At 46.9% G+C, this 14,578-nt stretch carries 11 protein-coding genes; 4 read left to right on the top strand and 7 right to left on the bottom strand.

Annotated features, from left to right (window positions below):
• Positions 1-54: 54 nt before the first annotated feature.
• Together H3H32_RS06080 and H3H32_RS06075 are read right to left on the bottom strand one after the other, a co-directional pair.
• Positions 55-2,358, bottom strand: coding sequence for a T9SS type A sorting domain-containing protein (locus H3H32_RS06080; RefSeq protein ID WP_182461775.1), 2,304 nt, complete (start codon positions 2,356-2,358; stop codon positions 55-57).
• Positions 2,359-2,523: 165 nt separating this feature from the next.
• Positions 2,524-3,039 (bottom strand): hypothetical protein, encoded by a 516-nt coding sequence (locus tag H3H32_RS06075; RefSeq protein WP_240543671.1) that lies wholly within the window; start codon positions 3,037-3,039, stop codon positions 2,524-2,526.
• Positions 3,040-3,449: 410 nt separating this feature from the next.
• On the opposite strand from H3H32_RS06075, the gene H3H32_RS06070 reads away from it, so the two are divergent.
• The 3 genes from H3H32_RS06070 to H3H32_RS06060 all read left to right on the top strand — a co-directional run bounded on the left by H3H32_RS06070 (position 3,450) and on the right by H3H32_RS06060 (position 6,440).
• Positions 3,450-4,190 (top strand): proteasome-type protease, encoded by a 741-nt coding sequence (locus H3H32_RS06070; RefSeq protein ID WP_182461774.1) that lies wholly within the window; start codon positions 3,450-3,452, stop codon positions 4,188-4,190.
• A 219-nt stretch (positions 4,191-4,409) separates the two neighbouring features.
• Positions 4,410-5,822, top strand: a complete 1,413-nt coding sequence (gene glmM, locus H3H32_RS06065) for a phosphoglucosamine mutase (RefSeq protein ID WP_182461772.1) — start codon at positions 4,410-4,412, stop codon at positions 5,820-5,822.
• Positions 5,823-6,077: 255 nt separating this feature from the next.
• Positions 6,078-6,440 carry a YtxH domain-containing protein gene (locus H3H32_RS06060; protein ID WP_182461770.1) on the top strand — a complete coding sequence of 121 codons (363 nt, stop codon included), beginning with the start codon at positions 6,078-6,080 and terminating at the stop codon, positions 6,438-6,440.
• 178 nt (positions 6,441-6,618) lie between these two features.
• On the opposite strand, the gene H3H32_RS06055 is transcribed toward H3H32_RS06060, so the two are convergent.
• From H3H32_RS06055 to H3H32_RS06045, 3 genes are all read right to left on the bottom strand, one after another.
• On the bottom strand, positions 6,619-7,167 hold the full coding sequence (locus tag H3H32_RS06055; RefSeq protein WP_182461769.1) for a DUF2911 domain-containing protein: 549 nt from the start codon (positions 7,165-7,167) through the stop codon (positions 6,619-6,621).
• A gap of 185 nt (positions 7,168-7,352) precedes the next feature.
• On the bottom strand, positions 7,353-8,885 hold the full coding sequence (gene guaA, locus H3H32_RS06050) for a glutamine-hydrolyzing GMP synthase (RefSeq protein WP_182461767.1): 1,533 nt from the start codon (positions 8,883-8,885) through the stop codon (positions 7,353-7,355).
• 100 nt (positions 8,886-8,985) lie between these two features.
• Positions 8,986-11,202, bottom strand: coding sequence for an ATP-binding protein (locus H3H32_RS06045; RefSeq protein ID WP_182461765.1), 2,217 nt, complete (start codon positions 11,200-11,202; stop codon positions 8,986-8,988).
• A 128-nt stretch (positions 11,203-11,330) separates the two neighbouring features.
• Between H3H32_RS06045 and H3H32_RS06040 the strand changes: the two genes are divergently transcribed.
• Positions 11,331-12,557, top strand: coding sequence for an ABC transporter permease (locus H3H32_RS06040; RefSeq protein WP_182464246.1), 1,227 nt, complete (start codon positions 11,331-11,333; stop codon positions 12,555-12,557).
• A gap of 23 nt (positions 12,558-12,580) precedes the next feature.
• Here the strand turns inward: H3H32_RS06040 and bla are convergent, their stop codons facing one another.
• Positions 12,581-13,477, bottom strand: a complete 897-nt coding sequence (bla, locus tag H3H32_RS06035; RefSeq protein ID WP_182461763.1) for a class A beta-lactamase, subclass A2 — start codon at positions 13,475-13,477, stop codon at positions 12,581-12,583.
• A gap of 90 nt (positions 13,478-13,567) precedes the next feature.
• Positions 13,568-14,401: an SdiA-regulated domain-containing protein gene (locus tag H3H32_RS06030; protein ID WP_182461761.1), complete on the bottom strand. Its 834-nt coding sequence runs from the start codon at positions 14,399-14,401 to the stop codon at positions 13,568-13,570.
• Positions 14,402-14,578 lie beyond the last annotated feature (177 nt).

The following is a 14,578-nucleotide window of genomic DNA, read 5'->3' as shown; positions in this document are numbered from 1 at the left end:
ATGTATGATGTTAGCGTTGATACATCATACATCCTATATCATACATATTACTTCTTATTCCACCGCCACCCTTAGCACCGATTGCCGTGAGTCGGCGGCTACTTTTAGTAAATAAGCTCCCGTCGAAATACCTTCTACTGGCCATTCGACTTGTTTTTTGCCCGTGAAGATTGGTATCTGATAAGACTTAATTAATCGGCCCGATACGTCCAGCAAATGTACTTGCACCGCCGATCGCTCGGGTTGCTCGATCTCCAACCGTAGCCGGTCTATAACTGGGTTGGGTACTACACGCACCGACAAAGGTGCAACTGGTTCATTCAATGCGGTGAGGACAAAATTTATCGCATCCGAAGGCGCCGAAGGACACCCATTAACTGTCACAATCACATAATACAATCCACTGGCAAAGGGCACCAACGCAGGCCCTGTTGCATTCGGCACCGCTGTACCTGCCGCATTACCTGTACTAAGATACCATTGTATACCCGCTGTTTGGTTGACCGTTAACGTACTATTAGCCACCTGTGTAACAGTTGGTTTTGCTGGAGTAGGGTTCACCGCCGTTAGAGACACGAATACGGTACTCGTAGTGCAGCGATTACTATCTCGAACACTCACTGTATACGTTCCTTCGGGTAGTGCAGTTTGCGTAGCGGTGTACGTTTTGAGGGTATCCTTTTGCGCAGTTTGCCAGTAAACCGTAAATGGTTTGGCTCCCCCGGCAATTTGAACCGTCGCTTCGCCATCTTTCCCACCCGAACAGGAAACATTTTTGACAGTGCCCTGCGAGAGCGTCAGTGCATTCATGTTCGTTACAACCGCTACGGTCGAGTCAGTACACCCTCCATTATCTACCACACGCAGACGATAGGTATTGGGAGGCAGTTTACTAATCTGACTTGCGGCCTGATAGGCCTGTCCAATAATCTGGTATTGCAGCCCTGTTCCTATGCCTCCTGTACTTGTTAAAGTAACGGAACCCGTGGGGCAATTACAACAGGTTGCGGGAAGAGTTGCAGCCTGAACTTTGAGTGGAGCTGCCTGACTAACAACTACTGACGCAAGGCCCGTACACCCATTGACATCTGTTCCAACAACTGTGTAATTACCAACTGGAATTCCACCAATTACGCTGCTACTTTGTGGAGTTGTACCAGCAGAAACCTGATAAGTCACGGCTCCTGTACCACCCGCAGATGTCACGATAATGGAACCACTATTCGGATTGACACAACCGACAGGCTTCGGGACAGCCGTTAACGAAAGTGCGGAGGGTTGTACAACTGTGGCGCTTTGTGTACCTAAGCAACCAAACCCATCCTGAACTGTAATCTGGTACGTAGTTGCTGCTAATCCTGTAAACTGAACTCCTGCCTGAAATGAGCCATTACCGAGTTTGTATTGGTAAGCTCCAGCTCCACCCGACGCCTGAACGGTTATACTACCATCTGCCGTACCAACACAGCGAGTTGGGGCAGGGGTCAGTTTAATTATGAGCGGAGTGGCCTGGCCTATCGTTACAGGGGTAAAAACCACACAGCTATTCTTGTCAGAAACGATCAGGGTGTAAGTCGTATTCGCGACCAGATTATTAAATATACCTACTGTTCGCGGCTCTGTAAGGTCCTGGATAAAATAACGAAAATCACCAACTCCTCCGGTAGCAGAGGCCACTAACGCACCATCTCCCCCACCTACACACTTAGTATTATAAATCGTAGTACTGACAATAATTGCCGGGGGTTGTTTTAACTCGACACTGGTTTGTGCGATACACCCTTTCGTATCTTTTACCGTAATAGGATAGGTCCCTCCTTTCAAATTACCAAAAATGTTGACGACCTTAAATGGCTCGTTATTAATTTGGTATTGTAAGGCCCCTTCTCCCCCAGTACTGTTAATATAGATTACGCCATCGTTTCCATTATTGCATAATGGTGATTGCGTATTAAAGGTTAGTACGATAGGAGAATACACCTGAACAGTAGCCGTAGCGGTTGTCGTCGTTACCGTTGTTGTGACCACAGTCGAACTGGTTGCGGTTGTGCTAGTCGTCACGTCACAGAAAGCGGTGTAGCTTGTTGGTTGGCTTGGGGTAACTGCAATCATGCTTCCCGTTTGTGCTGTATTCCAGCGAACAACACCAGCAGCAGGACACCCCGCAGCCGTTAGGCTAGTACTTGTACCCGCGCAAACAGTTGCCGAACTTACAGTAAGCGTTAAAGCTGTTGGTGCGGTAGGGCTAGTACCTTGAATTGCCCAGGCAGGACTTGAAAAGCCCATGAATCCTAGCAGGAGAAAACCAAGGCCTAGGTGCCCCAAAAACCAGAAATTCATTTGTATATACTTTTGCATATCCAGGAGATTATAGCCGACAAACAAATATAGTTTTATAAGCTACGAAATCTATCCCGCTGGCAAAGTATAATAGGTAAGTGAAGTACAATTTATCCTATGGATAAGTACAACTGTCGGCTGGGTAACCCAATAGTTGGGAAGAATGATGCCTATTAGGCTTACTTAATAAAACAGGCCCCAATCGTCTGGAGCATCGTTATCTTTATCAAATCCATTTACCCACTCAACAAATAAGACTCTAAACTGCTCGATCTCTTCACGAAGCACATTTAGATAGGCCGTAGCCGCTAGTTTTTCGGCTTTGCAGTAGGACGTCTGGGCCAACAGTTCGCGGGCGTGCATTTTAATAATCACGGCATTTTCCATACGCAGGGTGTATAAATCTCCCCCTTCGGCCCCAACAATTTTGGGAGCCAGCATCATGGCATTGGCCAGCATTTGTTCGTGCATCATCAGCACGTCTTCTTCTTTATTGATGGTTTCGACAATAGCCTGTGTCAGTTCCATCAATTCATTCGCTTTCCGCAGGATGGGCAGATTCTTAATACGGCGATTTTCTGCCTCCATTTCGGCACGCGCTTCTTCAGGATCGTAGTCTTCATCAAAGCCATCCCAGTCCAGGAAGCTATCGTCGTCGTCTTCGTCGTCAAAATTCATCGCAAAACGGGCAAAGGGCATGATCACCTTCTACATGCCAAAGTAACATAAACCTTTCCCAAAAACAAACCTTTCGTATCCAAAAAGCTGCGCATTGTTTCCAAATTAGTCTAGGATAACACTTCATTTTCCCTAACTCCACAGTCGACTTTACTCATCCAATCTATAGGGTGCATTCATGCTGATCTATGCCAGCAAAGGCATAAAAATGGCTTCTCAAAATTACCTGAGTACTTATATCGATTTTGCTTAAAAAGGCCATTCTAGTGCTATTGCTGGCTATTTCAGGATGAAAATTTGACAGGACCCCACAGTATTTTTTTAAGAAAAGCCCCCCTTAAATCGAACAAAAACGGGGGTAACCTGTATATTTGTCTGCTTAGTACCCAGATGCATCCCGACCTGGATGTCCTGATTTCCCACTGTATCGAATGACATATTGTTTAGGCGTAAAAGTTGCATCAGGCTTAGTGGCCATCGCCGACAGACGGTTGACTTCCGGCTCAGAAGTATCATCGAATCGAAAAATTTCGGTTCATGAAGTTGAGAATCACTCGTTGTTTATCATGACCTCGGGCCTGCGCTCCGTTCGCGATAAAGCCATCACTTATTTTAGTGAGGTGCTTACCGATCAGGATCGCTCATTCAACAAGCTCTATAAAGCGGTCAATGCGTTTGGCGAGCAAGTAAAGCGAGTGGCACAGGAAGATAAAGCCTCGATTATTGCCAATGGCCTTAACTTTAACCTGAACGCAATTGTGGGCGGTCAACTAGAAGACGACGCCGAACACAAACTCTATATGCTCTACCCTGAAGGCAACTGGGTTGAAGTTGACCAGGGATCTCCATTCAAGATTATTGGTAACTCGGGTTATGGTAAGCCGCTCTTATTCCGCAACTTATCGTATGAATCCAGTTTGCAGGATGCCCTCAAAATTGGCTTTTTGGCGTTCGATGCTACTCGTGTCAGTGCCAACGATGTGGATTATCCGTTAGATGTGGTCATCTATCCAAAAAACAGTTTCCATATGACGGAATATCGGCTTGAAAAAGAAGATATGGACGAAGTATCACACCAATGGAGTGCCTTACTCAGCAACTCCGTTCGAAAACTACCTTCCTATTGGATGGACCCCATTTTTGAAAAGGTTCGGGCCACAAAAAATGTATGATGTAGGATGTATGATGTAGTTACGCTATAGGCATATATCATACATCCTACATCATAAATAGTCCTCCCCAACGGCCAGAATTGTGATTGGTGCAAACTAGTTGCCAGTCAATAAACGTTAGTTGATTATATAGCCCCACTAACCCTGACGGCAACGACAGAGTGCTCTCCATTGACTATCTTTACAACCCTAACCAAAAACATTTATCCAACCCATCAAGTGGCATTAATTAAGTCTATTTCCGGTATTCGAGGAACGATTGGGGGGCGCAGTGGAGACGGACTCACCCCTTTAGATGTAGTCAAATTTACCGCTGCCTTTGGGCAATGGCTTCGGAAACGGAGTCCCGAACGGCAAACCGTTGTTATTGGACGTGATGGCCGGTTGTCGGGCGAAATGGTTTCCAAATTAGTATCCGCTACGTTGCAGGGCCTCGGCCTGAATGTACTTGATCTTGGTCTGTCAACTACGCCTACTGTCGAAATGGCGGTCCCAGCTGAGCAAGCGGCAGGCGGAATTATTCTGACAGCCAGTCATAACCCTATTCAGTGGAATGCCCTTAAACTTCTGAACGAAACAGGCGAGTTTATTTCGGGGCAGGATGGTGCCGAGGTATTAGCCATTGCCGAAGCTGAATCGTTTGATTTTGCGGAAGTCCGTAAATTAGGTCAATACCAGGCAGATACTACCTGGCTTCAAAAGCACATCGACCAGATTTTGGCGTTACCGTTGGTTGATCGGGATGCCATTGCCAACCGAAACTTCCGGCTTGTTGTTGACGCGGTCAATTCGACGGGGGGACTTGCCGTACCTATGTTACTCGAAGCGCTTGGTGTTGAGCAAATTACCAAGCTTCACTGCGAACCTACGGGCAATTTCGCCCACAACCCTGAACCCCTTCCTGAAAACCTCCGCGATATTATCAAAGAGATGAACAAAGGCAAGGCTGATCTTGGCATTGTTGTCGACCCCGATGTTGATCGATTGGCATTGATTTGTGAAGATGGCTCTCCCTTTGGTGAAGAATACACACTGGTGGCAGTAGCCGACTACGTTCTAAAAAATAATACCGCTGAAAGTGGTTGGGCTAATAACACTGTATCGAACATGTCGAGCACAGTTGCCCTTCGCGATGTGACCCAGAAGTACGGTGGGCAGCATTCAGCATCGGCGGTGGGCGAGGTGAATGTGGTTGAGATGATGAAAGAAACCAATGCCGTTATTGGTGGCGAAGGCAACGGAGGCATTATTTATCCTGAGCTTCATTACGGACGCGATGCATTGGCAGGTATTGCTTTGTTTCTGACTCATTTAGCCAAATCGGGAAAATCAGCATCGATGCTGCGCCGAACGTATCCCAACTATTATATCTCTAAAAATAAAATCGAACTTACACCCGACATTAATGTCGATGCGGTATTAGATCGGATTCAGGCAAAATATGCCCGCAACCCAATCAATACGATTGATGGTGTTAAAATCGAGTTCGATAAAGAATGGGTACACCTACGCAAATCGAACACGGAGCCTATTATCCGAATCTATTCGGAATCAGATACCCTGGCAACGGCTGATTACCTTGCCGGAAAAATCATCGACGATATCCGTGAAGTGATTTCAGAGAACCGATAAACGACTTATTTGACGACAGCTTATTTCACTGAGCCGCTACAGGAATAGCGGCTCTTTTTGTTCAACAACGACCAGCAACAGCCCCTAAGTTGTAGAATAAAATACTCAGAACCCATCTTAAATCTTAGCCAAAAAAAATCAAAAAAAAAAGACCAATGTTTTGATTATCAAATAGTTAATTCAAAAACAAACGATATGGCATGTTTTTTACACTGACCTAAGAAATCCCAGAACGAATTCAAAACAAATAAGACTATGAGCTTTCTTAGAGGAGTACTAGCAGGTTTAGCCATTGGTTATTTAACAGCACCCCGGAGCGGTAAAGAAACCCGCGAAAAATTGACACAGGGCGCTAACGACTTACAGAATCAATGGGAAGAGGGAGTTGATCAGGTGAAAGCGCAAATCGATCGCCTGACGGGCAAAGCTGAAGCAAAAGCAGATCAGTATGCGGGAAAGGCTGAAGAGATATTCGATAAGTACAAAAACGAAACGAAGTCTACAATTAACGAGAAACAAGATCGGGCTAAAACAGCATACAATAATAAAGTTAACGAGGCAGCATCCTCGGCCAAAACAGGTATCAACCATGCTGAAGATGCGCTGAAGCTTAACTAAACCCTGAAGAAAACCCAAGTTGGTTCTATTCACCCATTAACAGGACGAGCCAGTCAATTGACTGGCTCGTCCTGTTTTTAATTTTTGTCATCCCGACGCAGGAGGTATCTTAAATCATCCTTACTAGAAACTAAGAAGCCTTAAGATCCCTCCTGCGTCGGAATGACAAAGATTCATGTTACTTGATGGCAATGGGAACTTCTACATTTTCCCATTTTAACACCACTGCTTTGTTAGTTACGTCATACACCAGTTTCTCGTTCATTGACGACGATTTAGCTGGCTTTGCAGACACGGTCAACACATCGTTTGCTGGATCACGATTGGCTTCTCCTCCTCGCTTTATACCCCACTGGCCGGTTTGTGAATTGAAGATAAATTTCCACTCTTTCTGATCAGGAATAGCAAACAGGCTATATTTTCCGGCGGGTAATGCCTTCCCATCAACTTTAATGTCTTTGTCGGTTTCGAAGATGGTGGCTTCGTTGGCACCGGCACGCCACACTTTTCCATAGGGAGCAAGCGTACCGGCAGGGTCCCAAACTTGTCGGCCTTTCACCGATGGACTGCTGTAGTTAATGGTAATGGTAGCGCCATTGATTTTTCCAGAGGCTAGTGCCGGTGGGCTAGGTCGTGTCGATTTGTCTCCTTGGGCGAAGCTCATCATTGTCATGAATACACCGGCCAGCGTTAGCGCCACAATCCGGTTAATTTGTGTAGGTTTCATAGTAAATAAAAAGTTAGGCATTAGCTGCTAAAAGTAGGTAATTGGATTTTAAAACCTTGATTATCTACCTGCTTTTTTAGCGAATGACAACTACATCTGATCAAACTTTACATAAATAAAACGCCCAGCACTATTTCCAGCACCGGGCGTTTTGTAAAATCGTATTTCGTAGTTCAAAAATCCATTTACTCCCACTCAATGGTAGCAGGTGGTTTGGACGAAATATCGTAGACAACGCGGTTAACGCCTTTTACGCGATTGATGATTTCGTTAGAAATATCGGCCAGAAATTCATACGGCAAATGAGCCCAGTCGGCAGTCATGCCATCCACACTCGTTACAGCACGAAGGGCTACAACACGTTCATAGGTACGTTCATCACCCATAACACCCACCGATTGCACGGGCAACAGCATAGCGCCGGCTTGCCAAACTTTGTCGTATAAACCTTCGCGTTTTAAGCCATCAATGAACAGTGCATCAACCTGTTGCAGAATGTCCACTTTCTCAGGGGTAACATCGCCCAGAATCCGGATCGCCAAGCCTGGACCGGGGAATGGGTGACGGCCCAGAATAGCATCGGGTAATCCTAAACTTTTCCCTACCAACCGGACTTCGTCTTTGAAGAGCGTATTGAGCGGCTCTACAATTTTCAATTTCATGAAATCGGGCAGACCACCCACGTTGTGGTGCGATTTGATCGTTGCCGAAGGCCCTTTTACCGAAACAGACTCAATCACATCGGGGTAGATTGTTCCCTGTCCCAGCCACGATACGCCTTCAATCAAATGCGCTTCGTGATCGAACACGTCGATAAACGTTTTGCCAATGGCTTTCCGTTTGGCTTCAGGATCACTAAGACCAGCGAGGGCTGTGTAGAATTGCTCCTTGGCATCAACGCCTTTTACGTTCAAACCCAACGTTTTGTAGGACTCCAGTACGCCCGAAAACTCATCTTTCCGGAGCACGCCGTTATCGACAAAAATACAATACAGGTTCTTGCCGATAGCCCGGTGAATGAGCATAGCTGCTACCGACGAATCGACTCCGCCCGATAGCCCCAGCACCACTTTGTCGTCGCCAATTTTTTGCTTTAACTGCTCAACAGTCGTTTCAACAAACGACTCGGCAGTCCAGTCCTGCGCGCATCCGCAAATATCGACAACGAAGTTATGGAGTACCGTTTTGCCCTGGAGCGAGTGCGTCACTTCGGGGTGAAACTGAATGCCATACGTTTGTTCGCCATCAACCTGGAAAGCTGCTACCCGAACGGTGTCGGTCGAAGCAATGATCTTGAAATTGTCAGGAACGCTCGTAATCGTATCGGCGTGCGACATCCACACTTGTGAGTGTTGGTCGATGCCTTTCAGCAGTGGACTCTCGGTGTTAACAGTGCCCAGTTTAGCCCGGCCATATTCGCGGATGGCCGACGCTTTCACCTCTCCCCCACTAGTATGAGCCAGCAATTGCGCGCCGTAGCAAACCCCCAAAATGGGCAGTTTATGCCGAAAAGCAGCCAGGTGAACCTCAGGCGCATCGGCGTCACGAACAGACGAAGGACTACCTGAGAGAATGATACCCTTCACATCGGGCGTAATTGTGGGGAGATGATTGTATGGATGGATTTCGCAGTAAACGTTTAGTTCGCGTACCCGGCGGGCGATCAATTGGGTGTACTGCGAACCGAAATCCAGAATCAGAATTTGTTCGGTGGCCATGTATAGGTCTCTAAAATGCAAAGTTAGGGCATTTTTGCACATGCCACAAACAATGAGTGAATCAGCAAATGAGCGAATGAACGAAAAACGTATGCGATTTTCACTTGAATTTCTGGGAAACAGGCAACCGAATCAGAAATGTAGTACCTTCTTCGGAGGTTGTTTCGATCATAAATTCACCTCCGTGTCCTTTGGTTATAATGTCGTAACTAAGCGAAAGCCCAAGGCCAGTGCCCTGCCCGGTTGGCTTCGTCGTAAAAAACGGCTGAAAAACTTTTTGTTGAATGGCCGCTGGAATACCCGTTCCATTATCGCCTATCCGAATTTCGACAACTTTCTCCAACAGTCGCGTGCTCACCGTAATCCTCGGTTGGTAGCCAGCAGGAGCCGTCCGTTGGCGCTCTTGTACAGCATAAAAGGCATTGTTGAACAGATTGAGCAGTACACGACCAATATCCTGCGCCACAACCGTCACAGTACCAATGCCCGGTTCGAACTGGGTAATGAGGTTGGCGTTGAAATTTTTCTCTTTTGCCCGCAGCCCGTGATACGACAATCGTAGATATTCGTCGGTTAATGCGTTGATATCTGTAGGCTCTCGCTGGCCGGTACTCACCCGACTATGATCGAGCATAGCCCGAACAATGGAAGACGCACGGCCACCGTGATGGCTGATTTTTCCCAAATTCTGCTCCAGATCGGCTAAGATTTCTGATTCCAGCTCCTCATCGCGGGGCTCTTTTTCACGTTCCTCTTTTAATTCCTGAATTAACTCACCCGATACATCAGCGAAGTTATTGACGAAGTTTAGAGGGTTTTGAATTTCGTGAGCAATGCCAGCTGTCAGCTCGCCCAGGCTAGCCATCTTTTCGCGCTGGATTAGCTGTTGCTGGGTTTCCCGCAGATCGGTAAGCGACTGGCTAAGTTCGGCAGTTCGTTCTTTTACTTGTCGCTCCAGGGTTTCGTTTTGTTGGGTCAAAATACCTTCCTTCTCGGCCGAAAGCTGTTCTACTTCAGCGAGTCGATCTTCCAGATTGCGATTCGTTTGAGCATGTTCACGAGCCAGAATAATGGCAAAGCTAAAGGGCAATGTCAGGAAAAAGAGCAGATTAGTAATCTCAATGGCATAACCCGCATAGGCAACATACTCACCAGACAACCACCAGCTTATAAATGCCCCCAGAATCAAAATCAGTATCATCGCCAGAATACTGATCAACATGAACTGGGCATTCGTTTTGTGCGATCGTATGGCATCAATGCTAACGCGAATGCCATCGGCAAACAAGCCAATAACCGACACGATCGACAATAGCCCAACCAAGTTCGATGATTCGAAAATAAAGGGAATAAGCCGCGAAACGATGAGTAGAAAAGCAATGATCCGCAGAAACCAGGAAGTTGGCTGGCCCAGGTACTGATAGTATGTTATCAGCAACATGAACATAAATATTGAGACCGATAACGCCTGCCCCAACACAACCCACTCACGAATATTACTGTTCCTAATTAGCTCCAGCGATTCAATTAGTGTAACACTGAGCGCGCCGAACAGCAGTGTTAACCCGAAGATCAGGTTTACCCGTTTTCGACGGTATGCATAATACATAAAGTGAATGACACTCAGCATCAAAAAGATACCAATCAGCAGATAGTTACCGGGTGTCTGTATATACAGCTGCTTAATCACCCCATCCATAACCGACTGTGCCGGAAACAAGTTGATTCGAAATACCGACCGCTCAAAATACTGGATCTTGGGCATGTACCAGGGCGGTTGCTGTTGCGACAAACGAACTGCCAATAAATGCGGTCCTCTAGCTAATTGAGGCAATAGAAAAACCTGCTGGTCGGTTGGTGTGTAGGCTTCCTGCTGCTCATAGGTCGTACCAACCTGGCCTAACCGCTGCCAAAGCACTCCATCGATATAAATTTCCGATGCGCCTACCTGCCCAATTGTAGCAGCAAGCATCGGTTGTGTACGGGCCGAATCCAGTTCAAACGCCAGCCGGAACCAACCTATCGATTCGGCTCTAAAACGATCCAGATAAAGTATATTCCGACCAGGCCGAATGGTATCCCATCGACTATCATCGAATGAAGGCGCAGCCCAGGCCATATTGTCGCCGGGATGCCACCGCCAGCCAGTACGCATGGGAAAGCCATCGGCCTGTAAACTATCGGCACTGATATGTACTTGAGCATAACCCGACAGACTGGCGTTCATCAGCAAACCAGCCGTTAAAGCTATCCCGAGAACATGCAGTCGGAGCCAGTAAACGAGCCAAAATGTCCTATACGTCGGATATGGAGTCATTATTACTAAGTTAATCCCTGTAAAACTCTTATTTTTACGTTGTAGAACAAAATACGATCAATAGCTGGATCTGGGTAAGTTACCTGACCACCAACAGATACCTATTGACCACCGATAATCGACTTATCTTGAACGTTCCTGTTTTTCTGGCCCGAAAAGTTCGCCACGCACCCGAAGGTAGTTTTTCGGCCACGGTTACGCGCATCGGCATCGCCAGCATCGCCCTTGGCTTAGCCATCCTGATTGTAGCCTTCTCGGTACTATTTGGTTTTAAGGATACTATTCAGCAGAAGATTTTTCTGTTTGGGGCTCATTTGCAGGTGAGCAAATTCACGAATAATATGTCGTACGAAGCGCCTGCTCTCTCACTGAAAACCAATCTATACCGGGATAGCACACAACTACCAGGCATCAAGCATATTCAGGCAACTGCGCTAAAAGCGGGCATCCTGAAAACCGCCGACGAATTAACGGGCGTTGTGGTGAAGGGAGTAGGAAAAGATTACGACTGGAGTTTGTTTCGTGGATCGCTGGTAGCAGGAACGGTTCCGGTCGTTGGTGCCGATACGGGCTTGGGATCGACCCAACTGCTTTTGAGTCAGTATATGGCGAATCAACTGCAAGTCAAAGTTGGCCAAAGTATACCGCTCTATTTTCTGGGGAACCAACCTCGTGCCCGCAAAATGACCGTGGTAGGCATCTATGAAACGGGACTGGAAGAGGTGGACAAAACCATTGCGCTGGGCGACATTCGGCTCATTCAGCGTCTGAATCGCTGGGGGCCTGATTCGGTTGGCAACTACGAGATTTTCATTAAGGACTTCACCAAACTAGAGTCAACGGCCCGTAACCTAACCAACTTTTTAGATCCTGATATGCGCCTAACGCGGGTAACGGATCAGTACCGACCGCTGTTCGACTGGATGGTTTTGCTCGATCGGAACATGGTTATTTTGTTAGCCCTGATTGTCTTCGTGGCTTCGTTCAATATGGTGTCGGTTTTGCTGGTGCTGATGATGGAACGCACACCCATGATTGGTTTGCTGAAAGCACTTGGCGGCCGTAACTCTCTCATCAGGCGCATGTTTGTGTTCGTAGGATTGAACATGGTAATTTGGGGATTAGTCATTGGGAACGCCGTTGGGTTGGGCATTTGCTTCATCCAGGACAAATTCAAACTAATCCCGCTCGACCCTAAAAACTACTTCATGAATTACGTCCCTATCGTCTGGGACTGGCCAACTATTCTGGCGTTGAATGGCGCGACCATTTTACTGATTGCACTCGTGTTGTGGATACCCACCATTATTATCAATCGGATTCAGCCGGTGAAGGCATTGGCATTTAAGAAGTAAACGCTGGTCTATCATCCTGCCAATCAATTGAGTTTGGCGAAGTGATCGTACGCTACTTTAGCGATATCGGCGATAATCCGCTCATTAGCCCCGATGCCTTCGGTTGTGTTACTAATAAACACGCTAATAGCCAGGTGATTTCCGTTTGGCAATGTAATGAAACCTACGTCGTTGACAGCGCCCATCAGGCCATCTTTATTCGTTCCCGACGTACCTGTTTTGTGAGCGACTATCGTACCAGCAGGTAGCAATTTCTTGAGTCGGTCCGGCCCTGTTGTTGTTCCAACCATCACCTTCCAAAGGAAATCGTGGCTGCTGGCCGACAGAATTTTACGCTGGTAAAATAGCTTCAGCAAACTGAGCATGGCCGTTGGCGTTGTCCAGTTGGTATATTGAACGTCCCAATTTCCCTTTGCCTGCATCATTTCTTCGGTTTCCCGTATCGCCACATCCCGAATACCCAGCTTATGGATGAAGGCATCCACCTGTTTTGGCCCACCGAGCAATCGAAAGAGATAATCACAGGCACTGCCATCGCTCTCGGCAACCATATACCGAATAATATCGGCCAGGGGTAGATCGACTTCGCCCTTCGGATAGTCTTCACCCATCGGGCTATGCAGACCGGGCACGATATCGCTTTTTTTCACATGCATCTTCTGGGTGAGTTTCAAATGGCCTTTATCTACTTCGCTCAACACCGCGAGGGCAACGTGAAACTTATATACACTCTGCATGGGCATGTGCTTATCGCCATTGATGATCAGCGTCTGTCGGCTACCAAAGTCGTATATACCTACGCCCACAGTTGCTTTCTTCCCTTTAATGAGCTGGTCAATTTTTGTCTGCAACGACTCAACTTGGGCATAAATTGGCGAAAGAGTAAGTAGCAGCCCAACTAGCAGCAAAGCGGTTCTCATGATTGTCGTGAATGGCGAATACATTTGGCCTGCAAGGTAAAACGGGTAGAAGAAATCACCAGCATACGCTATGAGTTTACAGATGTTTTCTTATTTCCGATACGTAAACTTCATAATGTATCCCTTCTTACCGGCGCCCTCGCTGGAGATGTACATATCGCCGTTGGGCGCGAAGCAAATGCCTTCGGGTTGGCGAAATTGCTTAGTGTCGAGCGGTTCCGAATAGATAATTTTCGCCTGTCGACTTGTGATTAGCAGCCGCTTTCCGGCAGAGGTCAGGATGTACCACTCCCCTGTTATGGGATGCACGGCAATGCCCGAGGGCTTATAGGTTTTGGGGTCAATACCGGCGGCTTCGAGTTGTTCGTCGTTCAGACTCATGTCTTTAAACACGGCCTTGTTTATCAAATCGAACGAGTAAACGGCTTTATCGCTTGAGCCTTTTCCATCTTTAACCGCAATTAATAACCGCTTGGTTTTCGGGTCATAGCCCAATCCCTCTACTTCGGTTTTCTTGGGCAACTCGGTTTTGGTTTTACCAATCTGTTTCGACTCCGGCTCAAAGCGAAACAGGTTTCCATTGCTTTCGAGCACGTACACCTCATCGTTTACATACTCGATTCCTTCAAAATCGCCATACCCACCAAACCCAAAATCCTTCACCACCTTGCCTTTCTTCGTATCAAACACGTAGACCACAGCCTCTTCATCCTGAACACACAATAGCTGGTCGTTCTTGAAGTAAGTCAGGCCCGAAATTTCGGTTAATTCCTTCGGAAGTTTATATTCCTCTATAGGAGCACTCAGTTGGTAAGGGAGCTTAAACGGTGGAGCGATGGTTCCGGCTTCGGGCTTCTCATTTTTTTGCGATGATGTTCCGCAACCAGCAAGGATGAGCAGGATACCCAGGAAAAGACGATTCATATACGCAGCATGAGGTTTGCGCTAAAAGTAGGCGTTGGTTTTGGTATATCGTACAAACTTGTCGATTTTTCTGAAACAGCGCCTGGTTAATTGTTGAAGGCTCGAAGCCGATTTACCAGTTTTATTGCCCCTTCGTTGACTTTTTGGTGTGATCTTTTAATTTTTCGACCATATTGC

The sequence above is a fragment of the Spirosoma foliorum genome (genome assembly GCF_014117325.1).
Classification (GTDB): Bacteria; Bacteroidota; Bacteroidia; order Cytophagales; family Spirosomataceae; genus Spirosoma; species Spirosoma foliorum.
Note: the sequence above shows the minus strand (reverse complement) of the source record. Positions and strands in the feature narration are given on the sequence as shown.